Source organism: Streptosporangium sp. NPDC049248 (genome assembly GCF_040678965.1).
Classification (GTDB): domain Bacteria; phylum Actinomycetota; class Actinomycetes; order Streptosporangiales; family Streptosporangiaceae; genus Streptosporangium; species Streptosporangium fukuiense.
This window is the reverse complement of record NZ_JBFAQY010000009.1, coordinates 158480-175002: the sequence shown is the minus strand read 5'-3', so window position 1 is coordinate 175002 and position 16523 is coordinate 158480. Positions and strand designations below refer to the sequence as shown.

At 70.5% G+C, this 16523-nt stretch carries 15 protein-coding genes; 2 read left to right on the top strand and 13 right to left on the bottom strand.

The features are described 5' to 3' along the window. Positions 1-3 precede the first annotated feature (3 nt). From AB0K21_RS19030 to AB0K21_RS18975, 12 genes are all read right to left on the bottom strand, one after another. Positions 4-609 (bottom strand): molybdenum cofactor guanylyltransferase, encoded by a 606-nt coding sequence (locus AB0K21_RS19030; RefSeq protein WP_343961083.1) that lies wholly within the window; start codon positions 607-609, stop codon positions 4-6. After that, complete coding sequence (moaA, locus tag AB0K21_RS19025) at positions 606-1595, bottom strand: GTP 3',8-cyclase MoaA (protein ID WP_343961081.1); 990 nt, start codon at positions 1593-1595, stop codon at positions 606-608. The genes AB0K21_RS19030 and moaA overlap by 4 nt, the downstream gene beginning before the upstream one ends. A 216-nt stretch (positions 1596-1811) precedes the next feature. After that, the gene (locus AB0K21_RS19020) at positions 1812-2999 is read right to left on the bottom strand and encodes an RtcB family protein (protein WP_364151474.1); all 1188 of its coding nucleotides are present in this window, start codon (positions 2997-2999) and stop codon (positions 1812-1814) included. A gap of 267 nt (positions 3000-3266) precedes the next feature. Next, positions 3267-3998, bottom strand: a complete 732-nt coding sequence (locus AB0K21_RS19015) for an aspartate/glutamate racemase family protein (protein ID WP_364151471.1) — start codon at positions 3996-3998, stop codon at positions 3267-3269. 137 nt (positions 3999-4135) lie between these two features. Then, positions 4136-5461 (bottom strand): FAD-dependent oxidoreductase, encoded by a 1326-nt coding sequence (locus tag AB0K21_RS19010; RefSeq protein ID WP_343978224.1) that lies wholly within the window; start codon positions 5459-5461, stop codon positions 4136-4138. A gap of 37 nt (positions 5462-5498) precedes the next feature. After that, entirely contained in the window at positions 5499-6374 is an 876-nt protein-coding gene (locus AB0K21_RS19005) for a family 3 encapsulin nanocompartment shell protein (RefSeq protein ID WP_343978227.1), read from the bottom strand. 27 nt (positions 6375-6401) lie between these two features. Beyond that, positions 6402-7253, bottom strand: coding sequence for a methyltransferase domain-containing protein (locus AB0K21_RS19000; RefSeq protein ID WP_343978230.1), 852 nt, complete (start codon positions 7251-7253; stop codon positions 6402-6404). Positions 7254-7290: 37 nt separating this feature from the next. After that, the gene (locus tag AB0K21_RS18995; protein ID WP_343978233.1) at positions 7291-8118 is read right to left on the bottom strand and encodes an SDR family oxidoreductase; all 828 of its coding nucleotides are present in this window, start codon (positions 8116-8118) and stop codon (positions 7291-7293) included. Between the two features lie 42 nt (positions 8119-8160). Next, positions 8161-9171 carry a sulfotransferase gene (locus AB0K21_RS18990; protein WP_343978236.1) on the bottom strand — a complete coding sequence of 337 codons (1011 nt, stop codon included), beginning with the start codon at positions 9169-9171 and terminating at the stop codon, positions 8161-8163. After that, the gene (locus AB0K21_RS18985; protein WP_343978239.1) at positions 9168-10349 is read right to left on the bottom strand and encodes an MFS transporter; all 1182 of its coding nucleotides are present in this window, start codon (positions 10347-10349) and stop codon (positions 9168-9170) included. Before AB0K21_RS18985 ends, AB0K21_RS18990 begins: the two co-directional genes overlap by 4 nt. Positions 10350-10351: 2 nt before the next feature. Continuing rightward, the gene (locus AB0K21_RS18980; protein ID WP_364151464.1) at positions 10352-11761 is read right to left on the bottom strand and encodes an aminotransferase class I/II-fold pyridoxal phosphate-dependent enzyme; all 1410 of its coding nucleotides are present in this window, start codon (positions 11759-11761) and stop codon (positions 10352-10354) included. A 607-nt stretch (positions 11762-12368) separates the two neighbouring features. Continuing rightward, complete coding sequence (locus tag AB0K21_RS18975) at positions 12369-12938, bottom strand: PadR family transcriptional regulator (RefSeq protein ID WP_364151461.1); 570 nt, start codon at positions 12936-12938, stop codon at positions 12369-12371. A 53-nt stretch (positions 12939-12991) separates the two neighbouring features. Between AB0K21_RS18975 and AB0K21_RS18970 the strand changes: the two genes are divergently transcribed. Then, entirely contained in the window at positions 12992-14173 is a 1182-nt protein-coding gene (locus AB0K21_RS18970) for an FAD-dependent monooxygenase (protein WP_364151458.1), read from the top strand. A 42-nt stretch (positions 14174-14215) separates the two neighbouring features. Here the strand turns inward: AB0K21_RS18970 and AB0K21_RS18965 are convergent, their stop codons facing one another. Then, positions 14216-15082, bottom strand: coding sequence for a UbiA family prenyltransferase (locus AB0K21_RS18965; protein WP_364151455.1), 867 nt, complete (start codon positions 15080-15082; stop codon positions 14216-14218). A gap of 196 nt (positions 15083-15278) precedes the next feature. On the opposite strand from AB0K21_RS18965, the gene AB0K21_RS18960 reads away from it, so the two are divergent. Next, complete coding sequence (locus AB0K21_RS18960) at positions 15279-16517, top strand: 3-oxoacyl-[acyl-carrier-protein] synthase III C-terminal domain-containing protein (RefSeq protein ID WP_364151452.1); 1239 nt, start codon at positions 15279-15281, stop codon at positions 16515-16517. Positions 16518-16523: the final 6 nt, after the last annotated feature.

Here is a 16523-nt window from a genome sequence, read left to right as displayed (position 1 = left end):
TTCTCAGCGGTAGCGCCCGTCCTGAGCCTGCGCCCGCGCCCGCTGTAGGTCGTCCATGGTGTCGCAATCGAACCACGGCTGCCCGGCGAGACGAAGCGTGGCCGGGTCAAGCGGGGCCAGCAGCCCGTGCAGCGACCGCCCCTCGTAACGGGCGAGCGCCCGCACCAGGCTCGCCGTATGCCAGGCCCCGGCGAGCCACTGCTCGCGACCACCGTCGTCGACGAGCACCGCTCCCGCCCGCGTCCCCTCCAGGTACGCCATCGTCCCCGTTCCCGCGCCTGCCGCGTCCAGCAGCGCGGACACGTGCTCGGCGGTCAGGAACGGGAGGTCGGCGGCCAGCAGCACCACCCACGGCGCGGTCACCTCGGCCAGCCCCGCCCGCAGCGCCGGAACGGGACCGCCTCCGGGCGGATCCTCACGGCGGAAGATCGCGTGTGGCAACCCGGGGCGGGGCGGCCCGACGACGACCAGCCTGCCGGCGCCGGGTACGGCGGCCGCCACCGACTCGACCAGCGGGCGGCCCGAGACGTGCAGGGCGGGCTTGTCCCGGCCGCCGAGCCGTCTCGCGAGACCGCCCGCCAGGACGCAGGCGTCGTGGCGGGCGGTCATCCGCCGATGGCGGACATCGGGCGGGACGGCTGCAGGAAGGTCGGGTCGTCGATGCCGTGACCGGCCTTCTTGATCCGGACCGCGGACCGCCAGCGCTCGACGATCTCGTCGTCGCTCGCCCCCGAGCGCATCGCGCTCCTCAGGTCGGACTCGTCGGTGGCGAACAGGCAGTTGCGGATCTGGCCGTCGGCGGTGAGCCGCACCCGGTCGCAGGCACCGCAGAACGGGCGGGTGACCGAGCCGATGACGCCGACCCTGGCCGGGCCCCCCTCGACGAGGAACAGTTCCGCGGGAGCGCTACCGCGTTCCACCGGGTCGGCGTCGGTCAGGTCGAAGGCGGCCTGGAGCCGGACGAGGATCTCGTCAGCCGTGATCATGTTCTCCCGGCGCCAGCCGTGCTGGGCGTCCAGCGGCATCTGCTCGATGAACCGCAGCTCGTACTCCCGCTCCAGGCAGTAGCGCAGCAGCGGCACGGCCTCGTGGTCGTTGATCCCGCGCATCAGCACGGCGTTGACCTTGACGGGGCGCAGGCCGGAGGCGTGAGCCGCCTCCAGGCCCGCGAGGACGTCGGCCAGCCGGTCACGGTGGGCGAGCTTCTTGAAGGTCTCGCGGTCGAGGGTGTCGAGGGAGACGTTGACCCGGTGCAGGCCGGCGGCGGCCAGGGAGGCGGCCAGCCGGCTCAGCCCGATCCCGTTGGTGGTCAGCGAGACCTGCGGGGTGGGGCCGAGCGCGGTGGTGCGGGTCACGATGTCGACCAGTTCGCGACGGAGCAGGGGCTCGCCCCCGGTGTAGCGGACCTCGGTGATGCCCAGCCGCTCCACCCCGATGGTGACCAACCGGACGATCTCGTCGGCGGTCAGCAGTTCGGGGTTGGGCAACCATTCCAGGCCCTCGGGCGGCATGCAGTAGGAACAGCGCAGGTTGCAGCGGTCCGTGAGGGACACCCGCAGATCGGTCGCCACACGACCGAACGAATCCTGCAACACGGGGCGCCACCTCCCAGTCGGTCACTTGTCGAACAGGGGGCCAGCCTATGGCCGGCCCCCCACCCGACCCTAAACGGGCCTCGACCACTCCAACATCACCACGAGAGGGTTGATTCCTTGGGGTGTTGCCGGGTCTGTCCGGACGATCCGGTCCCTGAGGTCCCCATGTCCTCGCGTCCTTCGAAACGGCGCACATCCTGGTCGCGGACCGACCGCTCAGCCCTTGATACAGACCAGCTGCCGCAGGTGCGCGACCACCTCGACCAGGTCGGTCTGCGCGGCCATGACCGACTGGATGTCCTTGTAGGCACCGGGGATCTCGTCGATCACCCCGCTGTCCTTGCGGCACTCGACGCCGGCGGTCTGCGCCTTGAAGTCCTCCAGGGTGAAGGTCTTCTTCGCCTTGGTCCGGCTCATCCGGCGACCCGCGCCGTGCGAGGCCGAGTTGAACGCGTCGGGGTTCCCCAGACCCTTCACGATGTAGGTGCCGGTCGCCATCGAGCCGGGGATGATGCCGAACTCACCGGATCCCGCGCGGATCGCCCCCTTTCGGGTGACGAGCACGTCCACACCGTCATAGCGCTCCTCCGCCACGTAGTTGTGGTGGCAGGAGATCGGCTGCTCGAAGGTGATGCCCGCCAGGTGGCGCCGGAGCACGTCGCAGACCAGGGCCATCATGAGCGCCCGGTTGCGCCGCGCGTAGTCCTGCGCCCAGAACAGATCGCGCCGGTAGGCGTCCATCTGCGGGGTGCCCCCGACGAACACCGCCAGATTGCGGTCCGGCAGGTCCTGGTTGTGCGGCAGGTCCCGGGCCTGCCCGATGTGGTGCTCGGCCAACTCCTTGCCGATGTTGCGCGATCCGGAGTGCAGCACCACCCAGACCACGCCCTCGTCGTCGGCGCAGACCTCCAGGAAGTGGTTACCCCCGCCCAGGGTGCCCATCTGCACCTCGGCCCGCTCCCTCCTCTGGCGTACCGCCGGGGCCAGCGTGTCGAAGTCCTTCCAGAAGCCCGCCCAGTCGGCGGCCCTGAACCCGGGCAGCCCGGTCGGGTCGACCGGCCGCTTGTGGTGCCCGAAGCCGACCGGCACCGCCTGCTCCAACTTCGAACGCAGGTAGGCCAGATTGTCGGGAAGGCTCTCCACCCGGTAGGAGGTCCGCACCGCGGTCATGCCGCACCCGATGTCGACCCCGACCGCCGCGGGCGAGACCGCGTCACGCATCGCGATGACCGACCCCACCGTCGCGCCCATCCCGTGATGCACGTCCGGCATCACCGCGACCCCCTGCACCCACGGCAGGTTCGCCACATTACGCAGCTGCTGCATCACGTTCGGCTCGACCTCGGCCGGGTCGGCCCACATGCGGATCGGCGCACGCCCGCCCATCACCTCGTTGTACGACATCTCCACATCGCCTCCTCCCGGTCACATCCCGAACGAGATCAATAACGCCAGAACCCCCTACCTCCCCGCAACTCAATAACCATACGAACAGGGCATCCGGAAGGGCTCCCCGGGGAGCCGGGCGGCACCCACGTCTCGGCCGGCCAGCCGGCCCGCCCGCGCCCATCGGACGCGGTGAACCGGACCGCCCCTGAGCCCTGGTCCTCGAAAACAGCCGGGCAGGGCACGGGTGTTCCCCGGTGACCGTCGCCGACGGGGGACGGGGCACTAGACCGTGCCGGAGGCGCCGAAGGGGCGGCGGGTCAGGCTCCGGTGGACCATTTCGGTGAGGGTCACGATGTCGAAGACCGGTATGCCGAGGTGTTCCTGGATCTGGTGGGCATAGGGCACCACGTCGGTGCATTCGATGACGAGCGCCCCCATGTCGGGGTTCTCCTTCGCCAGCTGTTCGACCTGGCCCAGCACCTCGCGGCCCAGGCGGTCTGCGTCGAGGTCCGGGCGCCGGGCTTCGAGCATGACCTCGCGGAACTCCGGCTGGTCCTCCAGGCCGGCGACGCAGACCGGGACGTGCTCGGCGCCGACGGCCGCCAGGTGACGCCGGGTGAGAGAGGGCTTCTTGGCGACCAGCAGCCCGACCTTCTGATCCGAGCGGATCATGCGGTGCACCATGGGCAGTTGGATCAGGCTTGAGGCGTGCAGCGGGACGTTGACCGCGTCGGCCAGCTGCCTCTGGAAGATGACGAGAAAGCCGCAGGCACCGGTGATGGCGACCGCGCCCCGCGCTTCGAGCTCCTGAGCGGCCTGGATGAACGGGTCGAGCAGGCGCGGGTCGGCCTGGGTCACCACGCGTTCGGCGGTCGCGCCGTCCACGACCCGGTAGATGACGGGGAAGTCGAAGGTGGCCCGGTTGCGGATGTGCCCCGGGACCTTGGTGAAGTTGGTGTCGCAGCACAGGACGCCGATCGCGACGTCATGCTCCGTTTCCGCTCCGGTGGCCATGGCGGTTCTCTCCCGTCGGATGTCGCGGTCGTATCGTCTGGCGGCGGGGCCCGGGCCGGTCACGGCGCGAGGTCCGGTGTCCCGTCGCCGCGAACGGGGGGCGGGACGCGCCCCGGCGTGAAGGGCGGGGACACCTCTCATCGCCCGGGACGCGGGCGGCGGCGCGAGGGCCCGCCACCATAGCGGCCGGGGCGCAGCGGGGTGAGGTCCATCTCGGGTCGCTCCCCGGCGACGAGCTGGGCGATCAGCCTTCCGCTGACCGGTGCGAGGCCCATGCCGATGTGGCCGTGACCGCACGCGACGGAGAGGTTGCGGTAGGGGGCGGCACGCCCCAGGAAGGGGAGACCGTCCGGGCTGCAGGGACGAAACCCACTCCAGGTCTCGAGAGTCTCGGTGCTCTCCATCTTCGGGAGGTACACCTGGACGGTTCGCAGGATGCCGTCCACCCGGCTGCGGGAGATCGCGGTGTCCATGCCTGACAGCTCCAGGGTTCCGCCGAAGCGGAGGCGGTCACCGAGCGGTACGAGCGCGACCTTGCCCTCGCCCAGCAGGACCGGCAGCCGGGGCGCGTTGCCCGGTGCCCTGACCGTGACGGAGTAGCCCTTGGCGGGCTGGAGCTTGAGCCCGATGTCCAGCCCGCGGGCGCATTCCGCCGACCAGGTCCCGGCGGCGATGACCGTCTCGCGAGGGCTGAAGTCCCCGTGGACCGTCCTGACCCGCCTGACCTCGGCTCCCGCGACCTCGAAACCGACGACCCCGGTGTGCTCGTGTATCTCCACGCCCATGTCGCCGAGCCTCCGGGCGAGACCGGTGACGAAGTCGGGGACACGCAGGTAGGCGCCCTCCTCGTTGTACAGGGCGCCGTGGATGTCGAACTCGGCGTCCGGTTCGAGCGCGCGCAGCTCCCCCGGGCCGAGGACGCGCAGCGGCACGCCGCTCGCGACCGTTCCCGGCACCGCCCGGCAGGCCTTCTCGAATCCCTGCCGTGTCCGGTACGCGAGCAGCATGCCCTGGGCCGTGAAGGTGGAGGCCAGGCCATCCGACGCGCAGAGCTCGCGGAGGATCCCGAGGCTCCGCTTCTTCATGTCGACCAGCACCCGGAAACCGGCCTTCGCGTCGCGCTCGTTGCAGGCGCGGCGAAAGTGCCAGAGCCACGACATCAGCTCGGGGTCCGGGCGCGGTCTGATGTAGAAGGGACTTTCCGGGTTCAGCAGCCAGCGCAGTCCCTGGGCCATCACGCCGGGCTCGGCGAGGGGAAGCGCGCCCTGCGTGCCGACGAAGCCGGTGTTTCCATACGAACAGGACTGGAGGCCGCCGACCGGCCCGCGTTCCACGACGGTCACGCTGTTGCCCGCGCGACGCAGGTAGTAGGCGCAGAACAGGCCGACGACGCCGCCGCCGATGACGAGGACGTCAGGGTCGTACCGGAGGGGGGCCGGGTTCGGGGAGGGCATCGTCGGCATCTGCTGTCCTTTACGGCGGCGCGATCACGGGGCGCGACTACAGGGTCACGATGAAGAAGTTGGTCAGCAGGTTGATCACGACCCGCTCGTAGATCTCGGCCATGAGCGCGATGCCGGGCTCGGCGAAGGTTCCCGGGGGCGGCTCGGCGAAGCGGATCACCGAGCGCCCCGCGTCGAACAGCTGGGCGCCGTGCCCGAAGTCGCCGACGATGGCGGTTCCCGGATCGACCAGGCGCGTCCGCACGATGAAGACGCCGTTCTGCTCCAGATCGTCCATCAGGCGGCCCTGCCCCATGAACCTGTAGTAGTCGACGGGATTGATGATGAGGCCGTCGGCGGTGCCTCCCATCTGCTCCGCCTCGTTGCACGCCGCGAGGATCGTCGAGCCGAACGGCCCCTTCGAGGTCATGCGGATGACCCCCGGGATGTTCAGCAACCCGCCCCTGCCTCGGATGATCGTGTGGTTCTCGGCCGTGCCGAGACGGACGATCAGCCGGTAGTTGATGAACGACTCGAAGGTCTCGGGGTCCTCCCACAGGTCCGGTGGGACCTGTACCCACGCGGTGGTGGGATAGAGCTCGGGGATCGGCGACCGGTGGAAGCGGTTGGCCGCCTCGCGCCTCAGGTCGGCCTCGGTGACCTGAGGGTCGCCGGGAAGGGGCGGGCTCTCGTGCCAGTAGAACCGCCGGGGATCCCTGGAGAGGTCGACGACCTTGAGCATGTTGCGCGCCGGGTAGCGCGGTTTGCGCCGCGAACTCGTCAGCGAGTCGGTGATCGTCACGTCGTACTCCACGGAGGCTTCGAGTCCCTTGGCGGCGCAGGCCTCGACGAACAGCCGGCCCGGCGACATCTGCTTCCTCCGCTCGGCGACGACTTCCGCCATCGTCGACTTCATGCCTTCTGTGCGTTGCATGGCTTCCTCGCTACTGGTGGTCCGGCGCTAGGGCGTGGCGTTGCCGGGCTTGCGGGTGACGAACATCCCCCAGCCGAACTCGCCGTCGTCGATGGCGATCTGGATCTCCGCGCAGGACTCGGAGAAGGCCAGCATCCAGTCGCGCGCCGAGGCGTCCGGCGTCGCCTCGGCGCGCTCGCGGGCGATCCTGCCCAGCACGCGGTAGGTCTGCCGGATGTGGCTCTCCAGGTTGCGGGCGAGGAGGATCTCGAATCCGGCCTCTTCCAGAGCGGCCTGGTAGCCGACGAAGGAGTAGCCGCCGTTCCATCTCACCCGGTCGTAGACGTGCTTGCGGGCGCGCTCGCCGATCTCCTTCTTGGGCTGGAGGAAGTCGGAGAAGGCGAAGACGCCCCCGGGGCGCAGGACGCGGTGGATTTCGAGGTGACTGCGCGGCTTATCCGGTACGAGGCAGAGCGCGTCCTGGCTGACGACGTGGCTGAAGGTGCCGGTCTCGTACGGCATCCGGGTGACCGATCCCTGGCGGAACTCGATGTCGAGCCCGTTCTCGGCGGTCAGGGCCTCCCGCGCGAACCTGATGCGCTCGGCGCTCAGGTCGAGTCCCCCGCAGCGGCAGCCGAACCTCCTGGCGAGGTGGATCGGGAAGTTGCCGCAGCCGCAGCCGACGTCGAGCACGAACGACGAGCCGTCGATTCCGGCGTCCGCCGCCAGGATGTCGGACGTCCGCTCGGCGGCGGCACGGTAGTCGTCGTCGGCGTCGCCCGCGAAGTAGCCGGTGTGCAGGACTCCGTCACCGTCCCAGAAACTCAGGTAGGTCTGAAGGGTTTGGTCGAAGAAGTCACTGACGTCCCTCTCGGTGTAGACGTGGCCGGTCGTTGACATCACGGGGTCCTTCCTTCGGCTGAGATGGCCTGGGTCGTCATGTGTAGGTGTCCTTGCGCGCGGACGTGAGGTGCTCCGGCTCCGGCCCCACCACGCTGGCGCCGCCGTCGATCAGGTGGAGCGCGCCGGTGACGAACGAGGCCCGCTCTCCGGCGAGGAAGGCCGCGACGGCGGCGAACTCGGCCGGGTCCCCGACGCGGCCCAGGGCGTTGTGCCGGCCCATGGCACGCAGCCGGGCTTCGACGTCGCCGTCCTCGGCCAGCTTCGCCGCCGCCCGCTCCACCGGCGGGGTACGGGTCGTGCCGGGTGCCAGCACGTTGACGGTGATGCCGTCGCGGCCGACCTCGGAGGCGAGGGACTGGGCGAAGCGCACGATGGCGGCGCGGGTCACCCCGGAGAGCGCCAGCTGGGCTATCGGGACGCTCGCCGTCTCCGAGGCCACGAAGAGCAACCGGCCCCACCGGGCGGCCCTCAGGTGCGGCAGCGCCGCGAGGGCCAGGGTCAGCGCCGGGGAGAGCACCTTGTCGATGGCCGCCTGGTATTCGGCCTGCTCGAACTGCGAGGCGGTGCCGATCGGCGGGCTGCCACCGCCGACGAGCACGATGTGAAGGACGCCGAAGTCGGCGGCGACCTCGTCGACCCAGCGGCGCGCCGCCTCCCCGTCCGTGATGTCGACGCTCGTGGCGTGGACCCGGCCGCGCGCCACCTCCTTGAGGCCGCGTTCGGCCTCCGCGAGCCGGTCGCGGTCGCGTGCGCCGATCGCGACGTGCGCGCCTTCCCTGGCCAGCTCCATGGCGGTGGCGAGGCCGAGGCCGCTGGATCCGCCGGCGACGAGCGCGACCTTGTTCTCAAGCCCCAGTTCCAAACGTCCTCCTCCTTGCCGTACGGGCTGTTCGGCATCCGGCCCCTAGCGCTCCCCGGTCGCCCGCGGCGGCGCGGTGCCGGCCCGCCGTGAACCGGTGGGAGGCGTGCCGCCGTAGCGGTAGCCATAGCGCCGGAACAGCGGCCATGACAGCGTCGCCGCGGCCAGCCTGGCGGGCAGCGGCAGATCGGTCCGCCAGGAGTCGTCCCGGTCCCTGATGACGGTGGTGCCGGTGTGGAAACGGTCGGGATTGCCGGTGACCGTGTGGTTGGTACGGAGCTCGATCGTCTGGCCCCGCATCGGGTTGGCGGCCGGGTCCTCGCCGCAGAGCCGCAGCAGCGCGCCGATCGTTCTCACCGGGTCGGCGATGAACTCCTCGTAGCGCAGGAACATCGACCGGTCCCGATGGCGGCGGACGATCGCCTGCGAGGCCACGTTGAAACCGTGCCAGTAGGCGGTGCTCTTCCTGGACGACATGACGTAGCAGTACTGCTTCTCCCGGCTCCACGACTGGGCGACCGCCCTGGGGTCGCGTACGAGATGGACGTAGTACGGCGTCACCCCGTCGAGGTGCGGCAGCAGGGCCGCCTCACCGGGGATCTTGGTGGTGTCCACGAGGACGCGGGCGCCGGTCAGTTCGGCGACGGCGTGGTAGGTCCGCGTCATCAGGGCGGCGTGCTCGCGGATCTCCTCGGAGTGCAGCCCGCGGTCGAGCACGCGCCAGGTGTGCCTCGTCCGTACGCAGGCCAGCTGGCGGCGGATGACGGCGTCCGCGTGGGCCTGCGCGGAGACCCCGGCCGGCCGCCCGAGCGGGAGGATCCTCGACCAGATGTGGCATTCGGTCAGCGGCCTGCCGCAGCCGCACGAGCTGTTCGCTCCCCTGCCCGCCGCGTTCTTCCACAGGAAGTGCAGTTCCCCGACGTGGAAGACCTCCGGGATCTCGTTGAGGATGTTGCCGATGATGGTGCTGCCGTTGCGGCACCATCCGGTGATACAGAGGATCTTGAGAGGTGTCTTCGAGAGGTTCGATCCGTTGATGACGTGCTCCTGACTCAACTCACGGCCGCCGGCTGCGCGTCCTGCCCGCGGACACAGAGCGCCACGGCCACGGCCGACATCGCGCAGACGGCGCCGACGACGAACACCGCGGGGTAGCCGAAACCGGCGGCGACCATTCCGATCAGCGGCCCCCAGACGGCCAGGCCCAGGTCCCAGAAGGAGGTGTAGGCGCCGATCGCGGCCCCCTGCCTCGACGGGTCGGTGCGGTTCATCACCATCAGGGCGAGCGACGGGTGCAGCAGCGAGAACCCGGCGCCCATGACCAGGCTGCCGAACACGGCGACGGGCAGGTTCGGCGCCAGGGCGATGATCGCAAGACCGGTGGCCTCGCCGATGCCGGACCAGATGGCGACCCTGCGCGGTCCGAGCCGGTCCGGTAGATGGCCGATGAACAACCTGGTGCCGGCGTAGACGGCGCTGAAGCCGCTGAGCACCACGACACCCGACTGGACGCCGCGGGCCTGGAGGTGCAGGACGACGAAGGCGGCGAGGCCCGCGTACCCCGCGGCGGCGAGTCCGAGGGCCAGCCCCGGCAGCAGCACCGGGCGTGGCAGCAGGGTGTGCCCACCGCTCTGCCGCACCTCGCCCGGCTGCCCCGCGCGTGCGGGGGCGGGAACCACGCTGATCAGTAGGAGGGCGACCAGCGCGGCGGCGGCACTGAAGCCCCACACCGCGCCGTAGCCGAAGTTCAGCAACAGCGCGCCCAGGAAGGTCCCCACCGAGATCCCGCCCCACATGCTGACGCCGTAGAGCCCGATCAACTGCCCGCGGCGGTCGTGCGGCGCGAGCGAGACGACCCAGACGGCGCCGGCGGTGAAGAGCGACGCCTCGCCGACGCCGGCCAGCAGGCGGACGGCGACCAGGCCGCTCAGGCCGAGCGGCAGGAAGTAGAGCAGGCCGCCGACGGCGATGACCAGCGCGCCTGCCCGCATGACGAGGCGATGGCCGTACCGGTCGGCCAGGTGGCCGGAGACGGGTCTCACCAGCAGGGCCGTGAGCGCCGTCGCCATGACCACCAGCCCGACGGCGAAATCGCCGGCGCCGAAGCTCTCCCTGACGAAACCCGGCAGCACCGGGATCGCCGCGGTGAGGCCCAGGTAACCGCAGAAGAGCCCTCCGAAGACCCCGGCGAGGGCGAGGCGGGGCATCGTGCTCTTCTCCGTGGAGGCTTCCATCGCTACTGCCCGACGGGCGCGGTGTCGGCCAGCCCGGTGACCGGATCCGCCGGCCGGGCGGAGTCCTGGTCGGCGGAGGCGTACCCGCCGGCCAGGGGGGTCCGCGGGTCGCGGGCCGACGCGACGGCCGCCGCCACCTTGCGGACCGCCCTGATCAGGTGATCGCAGTCCTGTGCCGAGAGGTTGGAGGACAGCGGGATGTCCACCGCCTGCTCCAGGTATCGCGTGGTGTTCGGCAGCAACGCCTTGATCTCCTCGACGCCCCTGGCGCCGAACATGAACCGCCAGTTCCAGAAGACCCGCACGTTGGTGTCCTCGTCGGAGCCGAGGTTGCGCGCGTCGACGCCCTCGCAGCAGAGCGCGCGGGCGAACCATTTCGCGTCCACGCCGGGAACGCGGAAGATGAACGCCTCTCCTAGATAGGCGCCGGGGGCCACGGGCTGGCGGATCGCGATCTGGGGGAGGTCGGAAAGGGCGGCGGCCACGTAGGCGTAGTTGCCACGGAAGCGTTCCAGGCGCATCGGCAGCCGGGTCATCTCGGCACACAGCAGGGCCGCGCGGATCTCGTCCATGCGGAAACTGAACAGCGGCAGGTCGAGATCGGTGGCGATCGGTGTCTCGCCGTCCGGGAAATGCCGCCGGAAGCGTCCCTCGTAGGCGCCGGAGAGCACGACGGCGCGGGCGAAGAGCACGCTGTCGTCGGTGGCCAGGAAACCGCCCTCGCCGCAGTTGAGCGACTTGTCGGACTGGGTGCTGAAGGCGCCCGCGAGGCCGAAGGTACCGAGTTTTCTGCCTTTCAGTTCCGCGCCGAGAGCCGGGACCGCGTCCTCGAACACCGGCACGCCCACGTCGGCGGCGAAGCGCGTCACCGCCTCCATGTCGGCGGCGAAGCCGCGCATGTGGACCACCAGGATTCCCTTGATCTCGGGTGTCCAGCGGCGCCGGAGATCGTCGACATCCATGTGCAGGTTCTCGTCCACCTCCACCAGGATGGGCGTGCATCCGGCGAGCACGATGGCGCTGGGGGTGGCCACGAAGGTGAAGCCGGGACAGGCGATCAGCGAGCCCGGCGGGATCCCCGCCGCCATGATGGCGAGCGCGAGCGCGGTGGTGCCGCTGGACACGGCCAGCGCGTGCTTGCTGCCGAAATAGCGGCACAGTTCCTCCTCGAACCTGCCGCATTCGGTGTCCTGCTGGGATCGGTAGTCGTAGCGGAAGTAGAGATGGCTGCGGATGGCGCGTAACGCCGCTTCCTCGTCCTCGGAATGGACGAAGACGGCCCCCTTGTCGTAGGTCGGCCAGGGGGTGCACCGGACGGGGTCACCGCCGTTCACGGCGAGCCGCCCGTCCTCGGTCTGTCCGGTCTCCGGCAACGGCCGGACCGGCACCGGACCCTCCTTGTTTCTGTTCACCGTCGAGCTCCTTGTTACTGGCTGGCTGCTTTTCTCGTCGATGTTCTCCGGGCAGGCGTAATCGCCACCACCGGCGCGGTGGTGGCGGCGTCGAAGGTGTCGGCGGTGAAACTTGTCCGTCGCTCCCCGCTGCGGCCACGGGGCTGGAGCGAACCGGAAACGGCGCTGTTGGTGGGCCGGGAAACTACGGGAGGTCGATTCTCCCGAGGGTCAGCCCGGTGAGTCCGAGGGGCTTATTGATCACATTGTCGGCCAAGGAAAACCTTTTGAATGTTCCCTAAATGTCCGGAGGGTGTCAATGGGGGAGAATGCCATGAGACCAATAATGACTAATCGACCCCGGAACAGAAAAACCCACAAAACCTATAATAAAACTCGAAAACCGGGAATGAATGTCACCGCCAAGCGGAGACATTTCCCATTTCCACTCCCGCCCGGCGTTCGACATCCCGGTTTCGGCCGACACCTTACCTGTGTTCGAGAAAAAACTTTTCGAGTGACGGCGATGATGTCGCAGCATTTTCCACACAGCCGGATCAATACCCGCCACTCATCCGAAAGGCTTTTCGGGCCATGCGGCCATCCCCCGGCGTTCACCGAGCCGGCGTCAGAGGCGGAAGTCCCAGTCGATCAGGCCCGCGCGCAGGTCGTCGGCGAGGCCTCGGACATAGGTGAGTTCGGTGTTGAGCACGGCCCGCTGGTACTCGGCCTCCACCAGGAAGAGGCGGGGAAGGAACTTCGCCCCCTCGGTCAGGTCGCGGTCCACCTCCGACAGTCGCGCCTCCAGGGAGACCAGCCGCTCGTCGAGCGCCGCACGGACCTCGTCGGGCGGCAGCACGGGCATGAAGGCGAGTGCGGCGGGAAACTCCGGGAACTCGCGGGCCCGCACGGAGAGCATCGTCCGCATCCACCGCCGCAGCGTGTCACGGCCCGCGTCGGTGGGCTCGTAGACGGTCCGCTCGGGCCGGTTCTCCTCTCGCGAGGTCTCGCGGACCGCGATGAGCCCGTCGCGGAGCAGCCTGTCGATGGTCTGGTAGACGCTGTTGCGCTGCGCGACGTTGACGACGTCGTCCTTGTGCCGCTCCTTGATCATCCGTTGCATCTGGTACGCGTGCATCGGCGCCTCACAGACCAGCGAGAGCAGCGCCATGGCCAGGGGGGATCGCCTCGTAGACATGGGCACATCGTAACGGCCTACCCAGCAATAGTTATTCTATGTATAGTCATTTTATGACTAAAAAAGCTCTGATAGCCGGCGGAGGCATCGCCGGCCCGGTGACGGCGATGGCCCTGCGGCGCGCCGGCATCGACAGCGAGGTTTTCGAGGCGTACGACCGAGGTTCCGATGGCGTGGGCGCCTTCCTCACGCTCGCGGTCAACGGGCTGGAGGCCCTGCGCCCCCTCGACCTGCACGATCTCGTCGGCGACCTGGGCATGGACTCCTCACGGATGCTGATGCTCAACGGGCGCGGCAGGCCACTCGCCGCCACCCGGCAGCCCAGCCGGACGCTGAAGCGCGCCGATCTCTATCGGGTGCTGCGCGACGAGGCCGTACGGCGCGGCGTGCGGATCCACTACGGCAGGCGCCTCACCGACGCCTCGATCACCGAGACCGGGGTGCGCGCGGCCTTCGCCGACGGCAGCACGGCTGAAGGCGATCTGCTGATCGGCGCCGACGGGCTCCACTCGCGCACTCGCGCGATCATCGACGCCGGGGCACCTCGCGCCCGGCACGTCGGCCTGCTGAACACCGGCGGTTTCGCGCGCGGCGTCGAGGTGCCCGGCGAGCCGGGAACGAGCCACTTCGTCTTCGGCAGGAGATGCTTCTTCGGCTACCTGATCCATCCGGACGGCGAGGTGTGGTGGTTCGCCAACCCGCCGAGTCCCAGGGAGCCGACGCCGGAGGAACTCGCGGCGATCACCCCGGCGCGGTGGCGCGCCAGGCTGACGGAACTGTTCGGCGACGACACCGGACCGATGCTCGACATCATCGGCGCGACCGACCACATCATGCCCGGCTGGAACACCTACGACTTCCCGACCGTGCCGAAGTGGTTCAACGAGCGCATGGTGATCCTGGGGGACGCCGCGCACGCGACCTCGCCCTCCTCCGGCCAGGGGGCGTCCATGGCGATCGAGGACGCCGTGGTGCTGGCCAAATGCCTGCGAGACGTCCCCGGCACCCGCGACGCGTTCGCCGCCTTCGAGGCGGCACGACGAAAGCGGGTGGAGCGGATCGTGGAGCAGGGCAGACGTAACGGGAGCGGCAAGGCGCAGGGAGCCGTCGGCGCCTTCTTCCGCGATCTCGCACTACCGGTGATCATGCGGCGGCTGGACAGGAGGAACGCGCTGGCCTGGATGTACGACCACCGGATCTCCTGGAACGAGCCGGCGTCCGCGGCGTCCGGCTGACCGGCGGGCGACCGGCAGACGACCGGCAGACGACCGGCAGGGTCAGGACGCGGTGATGGCGGTTCCGCGGGCCAGCAGCAGGACGACGGCGACCGCGGCGACGGCCACGGCCACGGCGAAGGGGACGCGCGGCGAGTTACGGCCCAGCGCCACCCCGCAGGCGGTGAGGGCTCCGGCCACCGCCAGCGCCGTCCAACCCCCCGTGCCCGGCGACCCGGTGGGGCCGAAGACGAGCAGGGCGGTCGCGGCCAGCAGCGGCAGCGGGATCAGGACGCGGACGCGGGCGACACCGAGCCGCTGCGGCCAGCCCCGGACCCCACCGGCGAGGTCCGCGGGGATGTCGGGGAGCACGTTGGCCAGGTGCGCTCCGCAGCCGAGCAGCGCCGCGGCCAGGACCGCCCACCAGGCGGGCCACGGATGTCCCGGCAGGCCCAGGGTCACGAACCCGGGAAGCGCGCCGAAGCCCACCAGGTACGGCAGCCAGGAGAGCACGGTCGCCTTGAGTCCGAGGTCGTAGGCCCAGGCCGCGGCGACACCGACGAGGTGGACCGCGCCTGCCGCCGGCCCCGAGGCCAGGGAGAGCGGCACGCAGAGCGCCAGGGCCGCGATCGCGGCGACCCACACCGTGCGGACGTTCACCGCGCCGCCGGCGACGGGCTTGCCGGTACGACCCGCGGCGGCGTCCCGCGCCGCGTCCACCGCGTCGTTGCACCAGCCGATCGAGAGCTGTCCGGTCAGCACCGCCGCGGCCACCAGGACGCACCCGGCCGCGCCACGCCCGCTCAGCGCGGCCAGCACGGTCACCAGGACGGTGACCGCCATGCTCGGCCCGGGGTGGCAGGCCAGCAGCAGCCCCCGCACGGCCGGCGCCGCCCCTGTCCCCGGGCACATCGGCCGGCTCGTCGTCACGGATCGATCGTAGGCCGAGAGGTCCGGGGAACCGGGTAGCGAACATCCCAAAAAAGCGGACATCACTCCAGGAAGCAGACAACTTTACGAGGCGGGATGCTCCGGGAAACGGACACCGAGGCTGTCGCGACGCATGTCACAGATCCAGCTGGGCAAAAGGCAGATGTCCGCTGTTCGCGAGCCGGGGGTCTGTTTTATGACGCGAATCGTCGCTGTCCGCGGCGCGCTCCCGCCGAACCGGCACCCCCAGGCAGAGATCACCGAGGCGTTCGCGCGGGTGTGCCTGCCCGAGGGGGCCAACCGCCGGCTGCTCGACCGGCTGCACACCTCCGCGCGGGTGGAGTCACGGCACCTGACGCTACCGCTCGAGCAGTACGCCAAACTGGACGGCTTCGGGGCGGCCAACGACATCTTCGTGGAGACGGCCGTGGAACTGGGCACCGAGGCGCTGGGCGGCGCGCTGGAGGAGGCCGGGGTCCTCCCCGAGGAGGTGGACATGATCCTCTTCACCTCGGTGACCGGCGTCGCGGCCCCCTCGGTGGACGCCAGGGTGGCCGGGCGGCTGGGGCTACGCCCGGACGTCAAGCGGATCCCCGTCTTCGGACTGGGCTGTGTCGCGGGGGCGGCCGGCATCGCCCGGCTCCACGACTACCTGCACGGCTGGCCCGAGCAGCTGGCGGTGCTGCTCTCGGTCGAACTGTGCTCCCTCACCCTGCAGCGCGGCGATGCCTCCGTCGCCAACATGGTGGCGAGCGCCCTGTTCGGTGACGGGGCGACGGCCGTGGTGGCCTGCGGTGACGAGTGGCGGCCCCGGTGTACCGGCTCGCCCGTGACCTCCAGGGCCGGCGCGGTGAGCGGCGCCGCCGCGACGACACGGCCCGTGGGACCCGCGGGGTCCTCCCCTGCGGCGAGCGCTCCCGCGGCCGCCTGGCCCGCGGGTCCCGCCGGCTCCTCCCCCTCCGGCGGCGAGCCGGCCTCCCACCGGCCCTGCGGACGGGCGGCTCCGGCGGTGGTGGCCTCGCGCAGCCATCTGTATCCCGGCTCCGAGCACGTGATGGGCTGGCAGGTCGGCGACACCGGTTTCCGCGTGGTGCTCGACGCGAGTGTTCCCGAGGTGGTGCGCACCTACCTGGCCGACGACGTGCGCGACTTCCTCGCCGACCACGACCTGAGCAGCGAGGAGGTGACGGCGTGGGTCTGCCACCCGGGCGGTCCCAAGGTCCTGGAGGCGGTGGCCGAGACGCTGCGGCTTCCCGAGGACGCGCTGGACCTCACCTGGCGCTCGCTCGCCGCGATCGGAAACCTCTCCTCCTCCTCGGTCCTGCACGTCCTGCGGGACACGCTCGCCCTGCGGCCGCCGCCGCCCGGCACTCCGGGGGTGCTCCTGGCGATGGGGCCGGGCTTCTGCTCCGAACTCGTACTGCTGCGCTGGTAGGAGCCC

Coding starts and splice junctions, on each gene's coding strand:
- AB0K21_RS18960 (WP_364151452.1), top strand. CDS start 15,279: ATGACGCGAATCGTCGCTGTCCGCGGCGCGCTCCCGCCGAACCGGCAC.
- AB0K21_RS19010 (WP_343978224.1), bottom strand. CDS start 5,461: ATGCCGACGATGCCCTCCCCGAACCCGGCCCCCCTCCGGTACGACCCT.
- AB0K21_RS18975 (WP_364151461.1), bottom strand. CDS start 12,938: ATGTCTACGAGGCGATCCCCCCTGGCCATGGCGCTGCTCTCGCTGGTC.
- AB0K21_RS19020 (WP_364151474.1), bottom strand. CDS start 2,999: ATGTCGTACAACGAGGTGATGGGCGGGCGTGCGCCGATCCGCATGTGG.
- AB0K21_RS19015 (WP_364151471.1), bottom strand. CDS start 3,998: ATGGCCACCGGAGCGGAAACGGAGCATGACGTCGCGATCGGCGTCCTG.
- AB0K21_RS18970 (WP_364151458.1), top strand. CDS start 12,992: ATGACTAAAAAAGCTCTGATAGCCGGCGGAGGCATCGCCGGCCCGGTG.
- AB0K21_RS19030 (WP_343961083.1), bottom strand. CDS start 609: ATGACCGCCCGCCACGACGCCTGCGTCCTGGCGGGCGGTCTCGCGAGA.
- AB0K21_RS18985 (WP_343978239.1), bottom strand. CDS start 10,349: ATGGAAGCCTCCACGGAGAAGAGCACGATGCCCCGCCTCGCCCTCGCC.
- AB0K21_RS19005 (WP_343978227.1), bottom strand. CDS start 6,374: ATGCAACGCACAGAAGGCATGAAGTCGACGATGGCGGAAGTCGTCGCC.
- AB0K21_RS19000 (WP_343978230.1), bottom strand. CDS start 7,253: ATGTCAACGACCGGCCACGTCTACACCGAGAGGGACGTCAGTGACTTC.